A 17,195-nucleotide genomic window follows, 5' to 3' on the forward strand; every position below is an offset into this window, starting at 1 on the left:
TTCGGCGGGAGAGTAGCAAGGTGAGGAAGATGAAGAAAAAAGTGGCCACAAGCATGCAGGCGAGAAAGGCATCCCTAATAGCCCAGAACACCCAAATGCCTAGGTGGTTCTACGCTTTCGTGCCGTTTAAAATAGCCACAGGTGGCTCTTCTCAAGTTGTTCCCCTCTATGCTATGCATCTCGGTGCTGGGGCAGGAGAGATAGGACTATTGAACGCACTCTCGACCTTTGCCTCCACTGTAGGGACGATATTCTGGGGCAGACTGAGCGATAAAACGCTTAAAAGAAAAGCCTTTATTCTAATGGGTCTTTTAAGTACTTCAATCTTTCTAAGCCTGTTGGCGTTTGCAGGGAGCTTTTGGGACCTTCTATTAATCAACGCGGTCTATTCATTTTTCCTAGCTTCCACTGTTTCGATACCAATTGTTCTCCTCTTTAGAAACGTGAGAAAGACAAGATGGGACGAGGCTGTAGGGAAGTTCAACAAAATCGGTGGCTGGGCGTGGGTTGTGGGGCTTTTAGTAGGCTTCACGCTCATTAGATTTTTAAGTTTTAAGGAACTCTTCATCCTCTTTGCTGTAGTAAACGTTCCGGGGTTTGTTATAGCTTTGAAAACGATCAGAGAAGCTCCGGTTTATCTCCATAGGGCCAACATAAAGCCCCTTGTGACCCAGGTTATTCAGAAGGGTCGTTATCTTCCGAACTTTATCATTCACTTACCCACAAAGTTGAGGGTTTCCTCAAAGTTCAGTGGCTTTTATCTCTCTTCCCTCTTTTTCTGGGTGTCATCTGGTATGTATGCCACTCAACTTCCGGTATTTTTAATAAAGAGCGGACTTACGGGTCAAGAGGTCTTCGGATTGGCGCTCTTAAACTCTTCAACTTCGGCGATGCTCTATCAGAGAGTTGGGCTAAAGCTTAAATCCAAGAATCCAGCCTTAGCATTAATGCAAGGATACCTCTTTAGAAGCATTGGGGTTCTCTTATTGCTGCTTCCCTTTAACGTTCCTTATGCTTTACTCATCTCAGCCGCTGGAAGCTACGTTCTCTGGGGCTACTCTTGGTCTTACATAAGCGTTTCATCAACTTCCCTCATAGGAAGGATGAGTTCTCCAAAAGAACAAGGGAGTGTTTTGGCAACTGCAAACTTAATAAACTCCAGCGGATTTGTTTTAGGAAGCTTAGCCGGAGGTTTTGTGGCATCACAAATGGATTTTACCTTAAACTTTGCCGTGGCATCTTCAATGAGCTTTTTGGCGGTGGTTCCGCTTTTCAGCATAATAGGTCTTTCATTTGTGTCCCCATTCTCAGTTCTTCCACAAATAAGGAGGAAAAATTAATGTATCTCTGCATTCCCGAGCCTTATGTACCTCCCATGCCTTTTCACGAACTCCAAAAAGCGTTTATACGTTGGATGGGCACTTAGGGTTTCGCTGTCGCCAATTGCAATCAGCTTTCTCTTTGCCCTTGTTAGGGCAACGTTAAGCCTTCTCAGATCAGTTAAAAACCCCAATTCGCCCTCCGTATTTGACCTCACAAAAGACAACACTATAACTTCTTTCTCCCTTCCTTGGTAGCCATCAACCGTGTGAACTTCGATTTCTTCTCCTACTAGGGAGCGTATCAAATCCACCTGGTCGTCGTAGGGGGTAATGATCCCTATCCACTCTTCTTTAACTCCCATTCTCAAAAGCTTCTCCGCTATCTCTTTAACTAAGAGCGCCTCAAGCGGATTTTCTCTTGAGGTGGAGCCTTTCCTCTGCCTCTCCCACTTGTCTCTTCTCTCCGCTGTATCGACAAAAACGAGCGACTCTTCTCTTTTCAGAATTGAGTCCCAGGGCTCTCCGAAAAACGGTTCCCTTACTTTCAGATCGGCTAAAGTTATGTTCTTCACGCTTTCATCCGCTTTTATTTTGCCATTGTAGAACTCTCTGCTCGGAAACTCCATGAGCTTCTCGTTCATTCTGTACTGTATTTCGAGCATCTTCGCTTTTTCTGGGTAAAGCTGAATAAGCCTTTCAAAAAGCGTCTCGCTGAGTTCCTTTGCCTCTTCGCTTAGAATTGTTGGGGGTAGCTGCTTATGATCTCCCGCAAGGACGAAGCGTTTTGCCTTTGCGATTGGAATTAAAACACTCGGAATCGTCGCTTGGGATGCTTCATCTATTATCGCAACATCGAACTTCACATCCTTTATGAACTCAAGGGCTGCAGAGGAGTTTGTGCTCAAGATTACATCCGCTTTGTCGAGTATTTCTCTGATTATCTCTTCCTCTATCTTTCCGGCAAACTTGTAGAGCTTCTGCACTTCTTCGTTTAGCACTATCCATTGAGCCATCTCCTTAACGTCCTTTGCGGGGACTCCCCTTGCTCCTCTGCCCTTCTCGGCCAGCTTTAGGATCTGCTTGTTGGTTAGCCCTCTTCTAAGGCTTGGCGTGGGTTTCTTGTGTTGATCCCTCATCATGGCCAGTCTCTCTGCTTTATTTCTAAGCTCTCTGACCCTTCTGTATCGCTCGTGGCTTTCGACCTGAAATGCAAGGGTTGATTCCTTCAGGTGCTTTGAGACTCTCGAAGGGTGGCCTAGGCGAACGAGCTTAACCTTCCCCCAGAGCCTCTCCACGAGATTGTCAACTGCGACGTTGCTCTCAGCTGTTGCGAGAACTTTGCTTCCTCTCTTGACTTCTTGGAGAATGAGCTCTGCAAGAGTTCTCGTCTTTCCAGTTCCAAAGGGGCCATGGATTAAGAAGAAGTCCTCACTACCAAGGGCGAGACTTATAGCTTTTCTCTGCGTGGGGTTGAGGTTTTTATCGAAAGGTTCAAATTCTTGCGGGATGCTCTTCAAGGGGTTTTCTTGTTTTAGGATGAGCTTCAAAGCTTTAACGCCATTTTCGCTGAGGTTTTTTAGGTTCTCTATCTGCCTTCTAAAGGTTACATCGTTTGCATAGAGGTCTATTCTAACGTTTCTCAAAGCCCAGGAGGGAACTGATTCCAAGGCGACAACAATAAACCTGTTCCCCTTTTCAACAACGGTTCCAACAAGGTCACTCATTAGAGGATTTCCTCGGCTTATGAGGACTAAATCCCCAACGCTTATCTCTGTTCTAAATGGCTCCTTTCTTCCGTATTTGACGAGCTTAAAACCGAATTCCTCGCCGATTATCTTTCCATTGAGATTCAAAATAGCCCTACCAAGCTTTTCTCTCTCGTAACCCCTAAGCCTGCGCATCTCTTCGCGCATTGCCTCTATCTCGGCCTCTCGCTCAAGCTCGACAAGCTCGATTAGTTTTGCAATGTAACTTTTGATGTGCATGAGGCTCACCAGAATTTAAGAAAGTTTAAGTTTTTTGATTACGCTTTCTCTCACTTTCTCTGCAATTAAAACTGCTTCTTGAGCATCCTCTAAATCTGGCTCATAAAACCCAGGATATCTGGATTCTACGGCATAATATGTGAGCTTTTCAATTTTCACATCTCGAAGTTTCTCAAAATCTTTGTCTATGCTTATACATAACTCCAATAAATCACTTATGTCGTGGGTTTTTCTAAATTCAACTTGATGAAAAATCAAAAACGCTTTAAGGTATTTTTCAACGGCTTGCTGGGCGTGAAAGCATATTATCCATGGAATTCTCTTTCGAAAGCGTAACATCTCCCTTGCAACTAATAGGTCATCTTCTGCTTTTTTAATCCATCTTTTGACCTCTTCGAGGATTTCCTCCATATTATTTTACCCTCCTTGTTGGCGTAGTATGCTACGTTTCCAACTACTCTCCTCTTTTTTTCAAATATTGATTTTGGAATAATGATGATATCGGCTGGGATTTTATTTTTAGTCAATTCTCTTTTAATTTCAATATATAAATCCCAGAAAAGAGGCTTTTTGAGGGGAGTTGTTGTAATAATCACTATATCCCAGTCACTCTTGTGTGTATAATCTCCTCTAGCTCTGGAGCCAAAAAGAATAATTTTCTCAATAGACACATTTTTCTTAGATGCTGCGTCTAGAATTGTGTTTTTTATCGTGGATAGGATATCATCTGGCATCTGAAACGCCTCACTTTTTTCTTAAATTCTTCCACACTTATAACACTTTCGTGCTTTAAACCCAAGAAGAGCGTTTTGGTGGGCCCGCGGGGCTTCGAACCCCGGACCTCCCGCTTATCAGGCGGGCGCTCTGACCAGGCTGAGCCACGGGCCCATTGTTTGGTGCCCCGGCCGGGATTTGAACCCGGGTCGCGGGATCGAGAGTCCCGCATGATTGACCGGGCTACACCACCGGGGCGTCGATGTTGATAACCAAAAATTAATTTATAAATCTTTCGATGCTCCATGTGCTCCATTGGAATCCCATGATTTAAAAAAAACTAAGGGAATATTGTCTCAGTACGGAATTAATGCACGGTGGAACTGGGCATGAAAGTTGAAATGTCCAAATACTAGAACTTCCCCGAACGGCTCTTCTTTTACCTCCACTTTTAGGGTATAATAGGGTGTTTCAAAATAAGCCGTTCCATTTCTCACATTTAGGTCTTTCTCTCTGTATACGTAGTAATCACCTTTTTTGTAAAGGGGTGTTATGGGCTTTCCGTTATTTGTGAAGTACAAGGGCAGCTTGATGCCACTTATCTTTACGTAATATTTCCCTCGCCAATGAATTACTGTTATGTTTGTATTTACCGTTTTGTTTTCAAAATAACTCCCATATGACCAGTTGAAAGTTTGGGGAATTATTAGGGAGTAGCCACCGGGGTAATAATCGATCTGATTCTTTTCTGGGTTATATACAACTATACCCGTGTCACTTGACTCCACAATCTTCATGTTTTTGTAGTTTACCTCATTTACCTCCGTGGTGTAGTTTTGCACATTTTCGATTCTGAAAAGTGGAATTCCATCTGGGGCATAGGAGGTGTAATTTCCAATGTATACGGCTAGATTATCCTTTAAGATTGGGTGGAGGGGATCTTTTTGTCTTGTTGGGTCTAGGGGATACCAACCCACGGCCGGATCATGAACTATCACCCATGCGTGTCCAAATCCAGTGTGGGTTGAGAATTCCATGAGCTCTTCGATTGTATCGATATCTTGCGGGGGAATGTAGGGATGTTTTCCTTTTATGGGAATTAGGGCGTATCCACCAGCGTATTTGGCCTCAACTCCGGCGTATCTTAACATACGTTCCATTAGAATAGCCTTGTGTCTGCATACTCCCTTTTTCTTTTTCCAAATTTCATCGATGAGCATGTTAATGTCTTCTTCACGGAAAAAGGTGCGATCTTTTTCTACGTTGAAAGAAACGTCCTCGTATTTGATGTTTTGGTTGACAAACCAAGAAACTTTCCACGCAAACTCTGCAATCGTTTCACTTGACTCTGCGATCTCTTTGGTTATCTCTTTAAGCTCCTCTGGTAAGTAAATGGATTCGTTATAATTAGGAACAAATCTCGATGAGTTTTTTGGAGCCGCCCATACTAGTTTTCTTTTCCCAGCATAGAGGCTGTATTCTACAGCAAGGGAAGAGAGCATTATCTTTTCCTCGCTTTCAGTTGTTGAGGTGTACATATAACTTGAGAGGGGATTCATTTTTGTTGTGCTTGGCTCTCCGGAGAGGATCACGTACTTGATTTCCAAACTACCTATAGGAATGACTAGGGCATTTGCTGGGAGTGCCGTTGATATTATCATGAACAATAGAAGGATTGATTTCAGTTGGGCGGGTTTCATGGGTATCCCCGAAGGGAAGATTTTACGAGGAAAGATGATGAAAACAGATTAAAAAGCTTATGGGGGTGAAAGCTTCTTTAATGCTCTTTATTCCCGTGGTTTTTGCTGCTCCAAGTAAACCTCCAGATATTTTATGAGCTCCTTGATGCTTGGCATAACAACGTCGGGTTTTACTTTGCTCTTTTCGATGTCCTCGAGTGTATTAACCCCTGTGAGCACCATTATCGCTTTGGCGTTTATTCTCTTTGCAAACTCTATATCTGTGTCTAGCCTATCCCCTACAACCCAGATTTCATCGGCGTTCAGCTTCTCTTTTACAACTTCAAAAACTGGTTTGTTGGGCTTGCCAATTATTAAGGGTTCCTTCTCTGTTGCAGCTTTCAGAGCGGCAATTATCGAGCCAGCCCCAGGCAAAATACCCTCTTCACTTGGGTAAGTTGTGTCGGGGTTAGTCCCTATAAAGAGCGCACCATTTCTTATGGCTAAACAGCCGTATTTGAGCTTTTCATAGGTAAGCTTTGGGTCAAGACCAACTACAACGTATTTTATTTCCCTCCACCGTTCCTTTGCGTTTTCAACGCTTATTACGGGCCAGCCTATTGATTTTATCTCTTCCACAAGCCCCTCTCCACCGATTACAAAAACGTTGCCCCTCTCAAAGTTTCTGCTCAAATACTTAGCCGTTGCATGGCCGGAGGTTATTATTTGCTCTTCCTCAACGTCAATTCCCATCTTTTGGAGCTTTTCTTTGTACATTCTGGCATTTCTTGTGGAGTTGTTGGTGAGAAAAATGAATGGGATTTTATTCGCTTTTAAAAACTTGATAACCTCATTTGCTCCTTCAATAGGTTCTTTTCCCCTGTAAATGACCCCGTCCATATCAAAAATGATTCCGATCATAATTAGCACCAAGAAAGAAAGGAAAATAGGGTTTAAAAATTCACTGCTCTGCGTAAATTTGAAGGGAAATCAGACATAGGTCTTTTTGGATCTCATTGCCTGCATCTGGGTTTACGAGGAAGAACATCGAAACCTTGGCTACTTCTGACGGTGCGAGAGGGGAGGTGAGGATTGATATTGATTGGTTGTTTAACTCGAAGAGGGTCTTTCCAGAATAATCATTTAGGGTGTAGGTTTGGTTTTCTACCGTTATGGCTATCCATTCCAGTATGAGGTTCTTGCTGAGCTCACCTACTTCTGGGGTCGAGTCTACCAATGCCTCTGCATCGGTGAGATCTCCACTTTCCAAGTCTTGGATATGGGGAATTAGCAGTATCTTGGAGATGTTAAAATCTCCGCTGTTTTTTATGTAGAACTCCGCCTTTACTTCATCTCCAGGTTTTAAGTCGTCAAACTCAAACAGCTTTAAGTCGTTGTAGAAAGTGTTTCCAGTCTTACTTATTCTGATGTCAAACTCTCCCGTGGAAATTTCGTTGTTTTCTGAGGTGCTCACGTCGCTGAAGATTGCCATCCCTATCTTGAGGCCTACTGCACCCAGTAAAAGCCCTATAAACACAAGGCTCAGTTCTCTTTTCATGACTTTCACCCCGAAGAGTGTTTACAATTATTATAGGTAAACTGTTAATTAAAAAAGTTTTTGTGATATTACTATTTCTAAGTAAAAGCACAAAAGCAGTTGCTCTTATGGTATATTACCAAAAATTCAGATCTCCCTAACTTCAATGTTGAGCTTTAGAGCCTGTATTTTGCCTTCTATGGCATCTAGAATTCTCTGCGTGGCGTTTGTTTGAGCATAATCGCCGTTTATCGGGATTGGCAGTGGGGGTCTATCATCCTTAAAAAGTAAAAACCAGAGCTGCCATTTTCCGGGCTTATTGATGGTGAAGGTGTAATTGGTCTCCCATTGGGGAGTCCAGTTGCCCTCTATGTCAACGGGCTTGTGGGGCAAAGTGACGTTGAAGTAGTCCATAAGGTACATATTATGAACAACGGTTTCGTTCGTCGTGAAGTTGTAGGTCAAGTTAACAAGCCATACTTCAACGTGGTATGTGACGTTCCGGTACTCGTGGTTTGCTATTCCAAGGATAACGGTGGTGTTTTCTCCTACGAAGAGCTCCGTTGGGTAATCTGCGGCTTTTCCTTCTGGGCCGAGGATATAAAATTCGGTGAACTTCTCCCCGGGCTTTGGATGGGTTATAACGTAGCCAAGGGTTGCTATGGAGGAGATGATCGCTATGATTAAAATAACGGTTAGGGCTTTGTCGAGTTTGCTTGATTGCTCCCATTCGAGCTCTTCTTTGATCTTCTCAATGCTTATTCTTGGAATCCACGGCTCAATAGCATTAGCCCTTCTGTAGATTGCGATGAAAGCGAAGATTACGTTGAAGATGGTTAAGCTCACAAGAATTGGAATTAGCCTTATTCCCCAGGGGGTGTAGTTGAGAGCCAAACCGATTAGCGGCACAATGGCAATGCTTAGTCCAAAGCTTAAAGCCAGCCTTTCGAGGTTGTCGAGCTCCTTCTTCTCTGGGAATAGGGCTGTTATGAAAACATAGCCCGGAAAGAAGAGCACGAAAGCTAAGCCAAGGGCTTTTCTAAGCAAGCTGTCTGGGTAAAAAGCTATGAGGAAGTCAAGAAGTAGTGAGAGTGCGATTATCGTTATTAAATCCCAGTAATCCCTAAGGCTCATTTGACCACCAAGAGGATAAAGAAGGGGAGGCTTAAAATTCTTTTGCAATTGGTTTAGGTTTTATAGAGGGAAATGTTTTTATTTGCTCTAATTTATTTAATCTCAGTGATTACTATGCAGGAGATAGAGAAGGTTGTCTGGAGTTTTCCGCTGTTCAAGACTTATGAGGAAAAGGAGAGATTTTTCAAGGTGTTAGGGCTACTGGTCTCTCATCAAATAACATTTGAAAAAGCTGCCGAAGTTCTCAAGCTTGACAGGGAAAAGTTGGCATTTCTTTTAGACCTCCTTGAAGTGGACTATTCATTCTTGGATGAAGAAGAAGTGCATCTAGAAAAAGAGGCAGTGAAGAGGCTTTTGGAGGAGCTAAAAAGTGAGGATAGTCTTTAACACATCCCCACTGATCTTCTTAGAAAAGCTAAAATACCTCGACAAAATTTTTGATGTCTTTAGTGAGGTTATAATCCCAAAGGCAGTCTATGATGAAATTAGAGCAAAAAATGACAAATCCTCGAAGAAGATTGCTGAACTGATTAACATGGGAAAAATTAAAGTTCTCCAAGTAAAAGTAAATGCAGAAGAAATTGCAGGGTTGCATAAAGGGGAGAGCGAAGCAATAATCTTGGCGAAGAGGAATAACTGCTGGGTTGCTTTGGATGATTTAAAAGCTCGAAAAGTTGCGAGGAGCGAAGGGGTTAAGGTAATTGGGACATTGGGCATTTTAAAGCTCTTAAAAGAATTAAACTTAGCCGAATTTGAATCCGAAGACCTTTTTAAAGAGCTAACTCGAGTAGGATTTAGAATTAAAAAGGAGCTGTTCTTTGAAATTTTTAAGGAATGATACTTCTAGTTTACTTTTTTTCTTTCGAAAGCCTCACCATTTAGGGCGGGTAGGAGGTCAGAATTCTCAATGACTAGCTTTGGGCGGCTATTAATCTTTCCAGATCTCTTAAATCCCAGCATGTGGCATCAGGGACTCTCTTTTTAAAGCTCTTTGCAATTATTAGGAATTCTTTCTCCCCGTTCCATTTTGTTAATTCCGCTTTTTCCATTAAATCTTCCAAAACTTTTTTTCCATTAACGTCATCTCTCCATTTAACCTCAATAAACAAAGCTTTGTTGCCTTTTGTTGCAACGAGGTCAATTTCGTAGCTTCCTTTCTGGCTCTTACCCCATTGTGGCCCAATTTCGTCGAATTCCAGAACTCCCCTCTGGTTCAGTTCAACAAGAATATCCCTCACAACCCTTTCGAATATCCTGCCAAAGTAGTTGGGGAAGCCATTTTCAATTTTCCTTATCAGGGCATCATAGTTCTCTGTTTCAACCAGATTTTGGTTCTTTCGTATGAAGGTAAACCAGAAGTTTAGGAAGTAATCGTTGATTATATAACGGGATTTTTTACTTTTTTTCTCCAGCAGGGGTTTTTCTCTTGAAATCAAATTGAAATATTCTTCCAGGGCTTTCAGGTACTTCGTTATGGTAGTGGGTTTCTGGGAGATTGCGTTTGCTATCTCAACGAGGGTGTTTCTACTGTTCGCAATGGCTTCCAAGATAGAGAAATATATCTTGTGGGCTCTCCCAAACTCTTCTATGAGCAAAGCTTCACCCTCACTCTGCAGAATAGAGGAAAATCTTAGCATCTCTTCCAGAAAGCTGAAGAAAGTCTTTTCGTTAAATAGTTCAAGATACTCATAATACTTAGGCACGCCACCAAAAACTCCATAAAACTTTATTTTTTCCTCAAAGTCCTTTATACCAAGGTCATCAAGCATTTGAAAAACAACGTTTGGTTTCAACGGCTTAAGGTCTATATAAAGGTCGCTCCTACCATACAGGGGGGATTTTCTAAGGAGGAACACCTTTTTCATCATCCCTATGTAAGATCCAGAAAGCACAATGAAAAAACGTTTCTCTTCTTTGTATTCATCCCAGAACTTTTGAAGGTCGTGAATTATGGAGGGGTTTATTTTGAGAAAGTTCTGAAACTCATCAAAAAATATTGGTATCTTATCTTGGGTTTTGAACAAGAAGCTCAAAAAATCCTCAAAGTTCTCAAATTTTGGGGAATAGCCAAGCTTTTCGCTTATCTCCTCCTGAAAGTCCTCAAGTAAGAGTGACTCCTCCTTCACCGGTACAAAAAAGTCTAAGTAAGGAATATTTTTCCTTGAGAAAAATTCTCTAATGAGTCTTGTTTTTCCAATTCTACGCCTACCGGTAATTATAACTAGGGAAGACCTCCTTTTTGTGAGGTTAAAGCTTTTTTCCAGGGCTTTGAGCTCCTTCTCCCTGTCGTAGAATTTCATTTATTATCCACCTATAGGATTATCCTGTTTCTGGATATTTATATTTTTCGGTTGAACTCTATATTTACCTTTTTTCTTTTGAAAGCCTCTCCCTTCAGGGCGGGGAGGAGGTCAGTATAAACACACCCTAAGAACTTAAAATTTTTATACCTCTGTGCTTCCCAGTTTTTTGGGCATTAAAAATGAGCGTGAGGGAAGTAAGAAGGATTTTTGGGAGCAGGATATTTGCAAGAGGGGAAAGATACTACAGGGAAGGAAGGGTTTTAAGCGCTGTAAAAATTGGAGACGTACTTTACGCACAGGTTAGGGGAAGCAAGACGTACAGGGTTGAGTTTGACCTCAAGAATATGAACTCCTTTTGCACATGCCCCTATGGAAGAAACTGTAAACATGGTGTGGCGGCATTTCTTGCATACTCCAATGGGAAGTTTTTCGATGGTGATGCTTTCCTCGAATCCATGAGAGAGAAGAGCAAAGAGGAAATTCTGGGCATTTTAAAGGAACTCCTGAAAAACAATCCGGAAATTCTGCCTGAAATAAAAAGAGAGGTAGATCTCTTCTCTTATTTTGAGGGGTATCTCTCCTATGAAGATGCGGTTGAGGTGGGCAGGATAATTAAGAGCGGAATTTCGAAGGACGACGCTTGGGAGCTGCTTGAGTATATATGCAGGCACTACTATGGCTTCGGTGGGTTTTACGACGACTATAGGGATTTTTACTATGGAGACACTGTCCTGAAACCCTTGTTTGAGGTCATAGAGAAAAACATCAGTAAAGAAGACTTTAAAAGGTTTTTAGAACTCCTTAAGCTTTTAGACGTGTCAGATGATGTCTATAGATACGCCTATGAAGTTCTGCTGAGGAACGCTGAGCTCTTCAAAGAGGATATCTCAAATACTGAGAACATAAGCGTTGAGCTAAGAGCACCGTTGCTCGCAAAGATTGGAGAGAAAGAAAAGGCTGAGGCGCTTATACTAAACTCCAGCTTAAGTCCGCGGGAGAAAGTAATGCTTCTCCTAGAGGTGAATCCAGAACTTGCGGAGGAACTCGGCTTGAAATTCTCAGAGTATCATTTGCTTATAGAGTACTTTGGCAAAAGGAGGGAATATGAGAAGGTTATAGATCTCTACACGGCGAGCGATGGTGTAGGGTATCTCATAAGCTATGTTTGTGAGGCCATAAAGGCTACGGGCAGATTTGAAGTCTTTAAAGAAATATTAAAGAAAGAAAGCGCGAATATGGCGTTTTTATGCGCAGTTGAACTGGGTCTTAAGGATAGAATTATCGAGTTATTTCCAGATGCCGTCGAAAAGTACATAGCGGGTACCCTCTCCAGGCAGGCAATTTTGGATGCACTCTCGCTCATTGGGGATGATTTAAAGTCCATAATCCCGGACATTGAAAAGATTGTGGAATTTGAGGTTGCCAAGAAGAAGAGGAACGCCTACGAATTTGCAGCAGAGCTCCTAAAGCTCATCAAAAAGGTAGATGCTAAAGAGTACGAACGCTTGGTGGAAAAGCTCAAGAAAAGACATCCAAGAATAAGAGCACTATGGGAGATATTGGAGGGGACTATTCGCTGTAGTTCTTGAAAGTCTCGCCTTAATCTGGAGATCTCTACACCCAACCTCTTTTCCGCCTGTTCTGAAGGGCGAGGCTTGAAAAAAGTTCTCAACCAGTCAAATTTTGGCGTTTCAACACCAAGGAAATCTTACAAGCCCAAGCATGTTTTCTGTTGGGGGAATTATTTGCAAAGCCTTCGCCACTTGCGATATACCCCTTAACCACTCAAAACCTCGTAAACTTTCTTCATAACTATGATTGCGAATATCACAAGGAGGAGTTCAACTAGGGGCTTCAAGCCTTCCTTATGCTCTTTGCTTAAGAACAGGCTTCCCACTTCGAGGGTTATCAAAAGTCCGATGAGAGTTAAGGTTAAGAATATGTCGACGCTCTTTGTTGCAAGTGCTGATATGAGAACCCACGATGATAAAAATAGGAGCATGTAATCCTCTACATCCATTCCCTAACGCCTCCAAGCTTTTTGGCTTTTATCTCGATGCCGTAGTCTTTTTTCTCAAAGCTTTCCACGCCTATGAGGTTGTCCGTTGCTTTAGCTAAGCTGAGGAGAATAGATGCACATATTGGACATTGGACTTTTCCACACTCTTCCGGACTGCACGATACTTCAGGCGAAACGATCACCCTTATATTTTCGTCGTTTTCCTCTATGTAGACCCTCTCTGCCAGTCCAAGGGCTTTTAGAACAGAGCCCGCCGAAGACTCTACCTCTGGAACGCTGGTTATCGGTGCTTCTAAGTGCTCCTCGTACTTCTCGAGAAGGTCCGTCCCTAGGGAGGTTATGAGGAGGCCCATTGATCTTTCACTAGGAACGTCAGTCAGGAAAAACGTGTTCTCATCAAGCCTTGCGGGGTCTAGGTCGAATTCCTCATAGAGGGGAACAAAAACTCCTCCTTTTGGGAGGTTTTCGTATGGGGGAATGTAGACGGCCTTACCCTCAAGCTTCAGGTTGTTTAGGAGGTTTTTGAGAAACCCTTTATAGGAGTTTAACATTACGTCTACGGCGTCTTTCTTCACGTACTTGGAGGATTTCAATATCAGAACAACTGCACTCAAAAACAGCCCGGCGATTCCCAAATTAATGTATGATTGATTTGCATCTAGGAAGCCTTTTAGAGCTATTAATCCTCCGGAAACCCCAAGCGCAGCGCTTACTATGTATTTCAATTCCATTTCTCATCCCAAGTTATAGGGCACCATCAACTTTAAAAGGTTTGTTTTGTGAAATTTCCACCGATAAAAATGAGAGCGAGAACTCTTGTTTTAGCTCTTGTATTCATAACCCTTGTTTCAGAGCTTGCTTATGCTGAAAGCTATTCTCAGGCGGAGGAGAATGATTATGGGGTTTATCTTTACTTCAACACCATGCTTGAAGAGTTCAATTCAGTTTTGAACGAGCTCCTCGAGAGTGAAAACGGTACCACTAGGGCTGAGTCGTTCTATTCCCTTGCAAACGTTACGGCTGAGGAGGTTGTAAAGTACGGTTCCTTTGGGATAAGACCTTCTGCACTTGAGCTTGCATACCGCTTTAAAGCTCTTGGAGAAGGGCTGTTTATGCTTTCTTCAAGCCAGTGGAAGTTTATAGAAAGTCTTGAAAATAGTAACTTCCTTGATGCGAGGACAAACCTTTTCTCAATGAAGGCTTCTTTGGAGGAAATTTACTTTAATCTGGAATACATTTCTGAGGTAAGATTTGTTGACGAGAACGGAGAGGCTTTGAGTTTTGATTTGACCGAAATATACGAGACCCTTGAAAAGGTTGTCAGACTTATAGGGAGATACGAGGAAATGCTCAACAGATTGTCAGCTCCTACGGAATTCTCGATATTTTCATCAAAGGAGAATCCTTTTTTGTATGAGAACGTCACCTTTTACGGCTACACACTAGGGCTTGAAGAGGTGAGGGTTGTAATAAATAATACCTCTTATATTCCGGAGATAGAAAACGGCGGCTTCAAGCTCCGCTATTCTTTCAACGAAACTGGGGTCTATGAGGTATATGCGCAGGCAGTAAACGGGAGTCAGGTGGTTACTTCAAACGTTCTCCAGATACACGTTCAAAAGATCCCAACCCATATAATCGCCCTAGAAAAAGCCGGCATTAGCGTAACGGTAGAGGGCTATTTGGTCGATGAATTTGGGAATTACCTTCGGGGGAAAATAGTTGTTTTGGAGGTTGATGGGGAAAAGTACACTGCACAAACGGACGAAAACGGAACTTTTGTTTTTGAGCTGGGTGAGATCTTTGAAAGTAAAAACGCCACGATATCCTTTGCTGGGGACGAGGTATATAATGGAACAATGGCTGAGCTGACACTGATGCCTCCGAAAAAGAGGCTAACAATAAGGCTGTTTTTTGAAGAAAATGAGGTTAGAGCGGGAGAAGAAGTTAAGATACCTGGCTATATAAATGGAACACTTGAGGAGATACCCCTTGAGGTCTACGTTGATGACAAATTAGCTGAGACAATGAATGCTAGGGGAAACTTCACTCTCCCCCTAAGGTTTGAAGAGGGAAAACATAGCGTATACGTTAGGTTCCCCGGAAACGATGAGTTTGCCGAGAGCGTTTCAAATATTGTTGAGGTCAATGCTGTCCCCTACAATTACATGGATAGGGCATTGGCTTTCCTTGTTTTTCTGGTCTTGGGGTTTTTAGCGTATAGGCTTCTTGCGAGAAAGCCAAAGGTTGAGGTCGTCGAAACAAAGCCCGAGGAAGAACAAGCAGAGGTTTTGATAGGTGAAGAGAAGGCTGACCCGATAAAATCCTACCGCTTCCTGTATAACTTCTTCAGAAGACTTTACAACCTTCCAAGATCAATAACCCCGAGAGAGCTCCTCAAAAGGTTTGAGAACGAAATTTTCGCTCCCGAGCTGAGGAAAGCAACGGTTCTTCATGAAAAGGGCTTCTACGGGAAGAAGAAGTTGAGTGTGAGAGAGATCCTTGAAGGAGTAAGGAGCGTTGCAGCTGCTATAGTAAAAGTCTTCGTGAGGGAAGAGCTATGAGCCGGGTTCTATATGCGATACTCCTTGTTGTTGGAATTGGCCTTATGATCATGCCCCTCTCAGTTCCGGTATTCAAGAGTAGCGCTGAGTACAGCGTTTTGAACACAGAGTGGAACGGGGTTTCAAGCTTTGGAAAGCTCCTCTACTCAAAGGGTGAAATCGTGCCCGTCTTGATGACTTTTGACTCAGCTGGCCTTGGCGAGAAAAAAGGAACCCTAATAATAGTGGGCCCCAATCTGGACTTTACGAATGAGGAAATAGCCGAGCTTAGAGAGTTTTTGGAAAACGGCAACACTCTGCTTCTGGTAGACGACTTTGGGACAGGCAATCAAATTCTAGAGGGCTTGGGACTTGAGCAGAGGTTTGGAAGGGGAGAGCTGATAACGCCAATATACTCCAAAAACTACCACTATCCAATAACCGCGGAGATAAATGATTCAGAGCTTGGCAAGAACGTTGAGAAGATAGTCATGTATAAGCCTTCGGTAATTCTAAACCCCCAAAATGCTCTCGTTTATACTCCCAACGCTTCCATCTTCAAAAACAGCTATGGGGCCTTTGCAGTTGTTGATAAGGTAGAATATGGAAGCGGAGAAATAATACTCATCTCAGATCCAGATATATTCACGAACTCCCTCTTCAGGGAAAACGAGGAGTTCATAAAGAACCTTCTCGACTACGTGAGCGGGCCGTTCTTTATTGACGAAGCCCACCACAGGGACTTCAACCCATATTCCTCCGGAACAATAACCATAAGGAGGGCTGTCAATAAGGAGCTAATATTCTACTACATCCTGTTCGTGGCGGGAATAGCGTTTGTAATTGAGACTGGCATTTGGTTAAAGGTTTTGGAGAAGATTTTGGGTCTTCTCTTTAGATTCTTTAAGGAGGAGAAAGAAAGCCTTGAGGAAATTATTAAAAGCCTTGAAAATGAAGGGCTTAACAAAGAACTACTCCTCAAGATCATTAGTGAAATTGAGAGTGGGTCAAAATTAGGTGGTAGGCATGGAAGGTAAAGAGTTCATGGAGAGGCTTAAGAAGGAAGTCAACAAAGCAGTTGTTGGTAAGGAAGATGTTATAGAGTTTTTGACAATTGCCTTGCTTTCAGAGGGGCACGTGCTGATTGAGGGAATTCCAGGAGTTGCGAAAACCACAATAGCCAAGGCGTTTTCAAAGGCAATAGGGCTGAAGTTCTCGAGGATACAGCTTACGCCGGATTTGCTTCCCGCTGACATCATTGGAATCTTCTACTACGATCAGAAGACAAAGGAATGGACTATAAAGCATGGGCCGATTTTTGCAAACGTCATTTTGGCAGATGAGATAAACAGGGCTCAGCCAAAGACACAATCGGCTCTGCTAGAGGCCATGCAGGAGAGGCAGGTGACCATAGAGGGCGTAACCCACAAGCTTCCAGAGCCTTTTTTGGTGATAGCTACTATGAACCCTCTTGAGCACGAGGGTGTTTACGTTTTGCCCGAGGCGCAGCTAGACAGGTTCATGCTGAAAATAGAGGTCGGCTTTCCGGACAAAGATGAAGAGATAATGCTCCTTAAGAGGAAGAGCCGAGATGAATTCTGGGATGTTGAGCCAATAGTGACTCATGAGGAGCTGCTGGAGCTCATGAGGAAAGTAAGAGAAGTTTCAGTCAGCGACGAGGTAATTGAGTACATATACGCCATCATCTCTAAAACGAGGAGCGACGAGAGGCTCCTCTTTGGGGCTTCTCCGAGGGCTGGAGAGCACTTGCTCTATGCAGCAAAGGCTTCAGCTTTCCTTGACGGGAGGGACTACGTAATTCCAGATGATGTTAAGAAAGTCGCCCCATCAGTTTTGAGCCATAGGCTGCTTCTAAAGGCTGAGTACGAGCTTGAAGGGATTAAAACCAAGGACATAATACGGGAAATCCTTGAGGACACAGAAGTGCCGGTGTAGTC

General features: G+C 42.9%; 17 protein-coding genes and 2 tRNA genes. 7 read left to right on the top strand and 12 right to left on the bottom strand.

What is annotated here, in order from left to right; translation table 11 throughout:
* The first annotated feature begins 29 nt into the window (after positions 1-29).
* Positions 30-1,340 carry an MFS transporter gene (locus NF859_RS10380; RefSeq protein WP_252744169.1) on the top strand — a complete coding sequence of 437 codons (1,311 nt, stop codon included), beginning with the start codon at positions 30-32 and terminating at the stop codon, positions 1,338-1,340.
* Here the strand turns inward: NF859_RS10380 and NF859_RS10385 are convergent.
* The 9 genes from NF859_RS10385 to NF859_RS10425 all read right to left on the bottom strand — a co-directional run bounded on the left by NF859_RS10385 (position 1,337) and on the right by NF859_RS10425 (position 8,371).
* Positions 1,337-3,307, bottom strand: coding sequence for an IGHMBP2 family helicase (locus tag NF859_RS10385; RefSeq protein ID WP_252744170.1), 1,971 nt, complete (start codon positions 3,305-3,307; stop codon positions 1,337-1,339). The genes NF859_RS10380 and NF859_RS10385 overlap by 4 nt on opposite strands.
* Before the next feature lie 15 nt (positions 3,308-3,322).
* Positions 3,323-3,718: a HEPN domain-containing protein gene (locus NF859_RS10390; RefSeq protein ID WP_252744171.1), complete on the bottom strand. Its 396-nt coding sequence runs from the start codon at positions 3,716-3,718 to the stop codon at positions 3,323-3,325.
* Entirely contained in the window at positions 3,658-4,041 is a 384-nt protein-coding gene (locus NF859_RS10395; RefSeq protein WP_252744172.1) for a nucleotidyltransferase domain-containing protein, read from the bottom strand. The genes NF859_RS10390 and NF859_RS10395 overlap by 61 nt, the downstream gene beginning before the upstream one ends.
* Before the next feature lie 76 nt (positions 4,042-4,117).
* A tRNA-Ile gene (locus tag NF859_RS10400) sits at positions 4,118-4,195 on the bottom strand.
* 6 nt (positions 4,196-4,201) lie between these two features.
* Positions 4,202-4,279 (bottom strand) — tRNA-Glu (locus NF859_RS10405).
* 98 nt (positions 4,280-4,377) lie between these two features.
* Entirely contained in the window at positions 4,378-5,721 is a 1,344-nt protein-coding gene (locus tag NF859_RS10410) for a transglutaminase-like domain-containing protein (protein ID WP_252744173.1), read from the bottom strand.
* A gap of 87 nt (positions 5,722-5,808) precedes the next feature.
* A complete protein-coding gene (locus tag NF859_RS10415; RefSeq protein WP_252744174.1) occupies positions 5,809-6,621 on the bottom strand; it encodes a 2-phosphoglycolate phosphatase in 813 nt (270 codons plus the stop codon).
* 40 nt (positions 6,622-6,661) lie between these two features.
* Positions 6,662-7,258, bottom strand: coding sequence for a CalY family protein (locus NF859_RS10420; protein WP_252744175.1), 597 nt, complete (start codon positions 7,256-7,258; stop codon positions 6,662-6,664).
* 126 nt (positions 7,259-7,384) lie between these two features.
* A complete protein-coding gene (locus NF859_RS10425; RefSeq protein WP_252744176.1) occupies positions 7,385-8,371 on the bottom strand; it encodes a DUF8471 domain-containing protein in 987 nt (328 codons plus the stop codon).
* 114 nt (positions 8,372-8,485) lie between these two features.
* Here NF859_RS10425 and NF859_RS10430 point away from each other — a divergent pair, with 114 nt between their 5' ends.
* The gene (locus NF859_RS10430) at positions 8,486-8,758 is read left to right on the top strand and encodes a hypothetical protein (RefSeq protein WP_252744223.1); all 273 of its coding nucleotides are present in this window, start codon (positions 8,486-8,488) and stop codon (positions 8,756-8,758) included.
* Complete coding sequence (locus NF859_RS10435; protein ID WP_252744177.1) at positions 8,742-9,209, top strand: PIN domain-containing protein; 468 nt, start codon at positions 8,742-8,744, stop codon at positions 9,207-9,209. The genes NF859_RS10430 and NF859_RS10435 overlap by 17 nt, the downstream gene beginning before the upstream one ends.
* Positions 9,210-9,282: 73 nt before the next feature.
* On the opposite strand, the gene NF859_RS10440 is transcribed toward NF859_RS10435, so the two are convergent.
* Positions 9,283-10,671: an ATP-binding protein gene (locus tag NF859_RS10440; RefSeq protein ID WP_252744178.1), complete on the bottom strand. Its 1,389-nt coding sequence runs from the start codon at positions 10,669-10,671 to the stop codon at positions 9,283-9,285.
* Between the two features lie 182 nt (positions 10,672-10,853).
* On the opposite strand from NF859_RS10440, the gene NF859_RS10445 reads away from it, so the two are divergent.
* Positions 10,854-12,263 carry an SWIM zinc finger family protein gene (locus tag NF859_RS10445; RefSeq protein WP_252744179.1) on the top strand — a complete coding sequence of 470 codons (1,410 nt, stop codon included), beginning with the start codon at positions 10,854-10,856 and terminating at the stop codon, positions 12,261-12,263.
* Between the two features lie 188 nt (positions 12,264-12,451).
* Here NF859_RS10445 and NF859_RS10450 read toward each other — a convergent pair whose 3' ends face one another.
* Entirely contained in the window at positions 12,452-12,694 is a 243-nt protein-coding gene (locus tag NF859_RS10450; protein ID WP_252744180.1) for a DUF8044 family membrane protein, read from the bottom strand.
* The gene (locus NF859_RS10455; RefSeq protein ID WP_252744181.1) at positions 12,685-13,425 is read right to left on the bottom strand and encodes a DUF7982 domain-containing protein; all 741 of its coding nucleotides are present in this window, start codon (positions 13,423-13,425) and stop codon (positions 12,685-12,687) included. Before NF859_RS10455 ends, NF859_RS10450 begins: the two co-directional genes overlap by 10 nt.
* Positions 13,426-13,494: 69 nt before the next feature.
* Between NF859_RS10455 and NF859_RS10460 the strand changes: the two genes are divergently transcribed.
* Genes NF859_RS10460 through NF859_RS10470 form a run of 3 tightly spaced genes read left to right on the top strand, consistent with a single transcriptional unit; the run spans position 13,495 to position 17,193 of the window.
* A complete protein-coding gene (locus tag NF859_RS10460; protein WP_252744182.1) occupies positions 13,495-15,258 on the top strand; it encodes a hypothetical protein in 1,764 nt (587 codons plus the stop codon).
* Positions 15,255-16,274: a DUF4350 domain-containing protein gene (locus NF859_RS10465; RefSeq protein WP_252744183.1), complete on the top strand. Its 1,020-nt coding sequence runs from the start codon at positions 15,255-15,257 to the stop codon at positions 16,272-16,274. Before NF859_RS10460 ends, NF859_RS10465 begins: the two co-directional genes overlap by 4 nt.
* On the top strand, positions 16,264-17,193 hold the full coding sequence (locus NF859_RS10470) for an AAA family ATPase (RefSeq protein WP_252744184.1): 930 nt from the start codon (positions 16,264-16,266) through the stop codon (positions 17,191-17,193). The genes NF859_RS10465 and NF859_RS10470 overlap by 11 nt, the downstream gene beginning before the upstream one ends.
* The last annotated feature ends 2 nt before the right edge of the window (positions 17,194-17,195 follow it).

This window comes from Thermococcus alcaliphilus (assembly GCF_024054535.1).
Taxonomy (GTDB): domain Archaea; phylum Methanobacteriota_B; class Thermococci; order Thermococcales; family Thermococcaceae; genus Thermococcus_A; species Thermococcus_A alcaliphilus.

Bases quoted from the DNA above. Each gene is read 5' to 3' on its own strand.
- NF859_RS10380 (WP_252744169.1), top strand. From the start codon at position 30: ATGAAGAAAAAAGTGGCCACAAGCATGCAGGCGAGAAAGGCATCCCTA.
- NF859_RS10385 (WP_252744170.1), bottom strand. From the start codon at position 3,307: ATGCACATCAAAAGTTACATTGCAAAACTAATCGAGCTTGTCGAGCTT.
- NF859_RS10390 (WP_252744171.1), bottom strand. From the start codon at position 3,718: ATGGAGGAAATCCTCGAAGAGGTCAAAAGATGGATTAAAAAAGCAGAA.
- NF859_RS10395 (WP_252744172.1), bottom strand. From the start codon at position 4,041: ATGCCAGATGATATCCTATCCACGATAAAAAACACAATTCTAGACGCA.
- NF859_RS10410 (WP_252744173.1), bottom strand. From the start codon at position 5,721: ATGAAACCCGCCCAACTGAAATCAATCCTTCTATTGTTCATGATAATA.
- NF859_RS10415 (WP_252744174.1), bottom strand. From the start codon at position 6,621: ATGATCGGAATCATTTTTGATATGGACGGGGTCATTTACAGGGGAAAA.
- NF859_RS10420 (WP_252744175.1), bottom strand. From the start codon at position 7,258: ATGAAAAGAGAACTGAGCCTTGTGTTTATAGGGCTTTTACTGGGTGCA.
- NF859_RS10425 (WP_252744176.1), bottom strand. From the start codon at position 8,371: ATGAGCCTTAGGGATTACTGGGATTTAATAACGATAATCGCACTCTCA.
- NF859_RS10430 (WP_252744223.1), top strand. From the start codon at position 8,486: ATGCAGGAGATAGAGAAGGTTGTCTGGAGTTTTCCGCTGTTCAAGACT.
- NF859_RS10440 (WP_252744178.1), bottom strand. From the start codon at position 10,671: ATGAAATTCTACGACAGGGAGAAGGAGCTCAAAGCCCTGGAAAAAAGC.
- NF859_RS10445 (WP_252744179.1), top strand. From the start codon at position 10,854: ATGAGCGTGAGGGAAGTAAGAAGGATTTTTGGGAGCAGGATATTTGCA.
- NF859_RS10450 (WP_252744180.1), bottom strand. From the start codon at position 12,694: ATGGATGTAGAGGATTACATGCTCCTATTTTTATCATCGTGGGTTCTC.
- NF859_RS10455 (WP_252744181.1), bottom strand. From the start codon at position 13,425: ATGGAATTGAAATACATAGTAAGCGCTGCGCTTGGGGTTTCCGGAGGA.
- NF859_RS10460 (WP_252744182.1), top strand. From the start codon at position 13,495: ATGAGAGCGAGAACTCTTGTTTTAGCTCTTGTATTCATAACCCTTGTT.
- NF859_RS10465 (WP_252744183.1), top strand. From the start codon at position 15,255: ATGAGCCGGGTTCTATATGCGATACTCCTTGTTGTTGGAATTGGCCTT.
- NF859_RS10470 (WP_252744184.1), top strand. From the start codon at position 16,264: ATGGAAGGTAAAGAGTTCATGGAGAGGCTTAAGAAGGAAGTCAACAAA.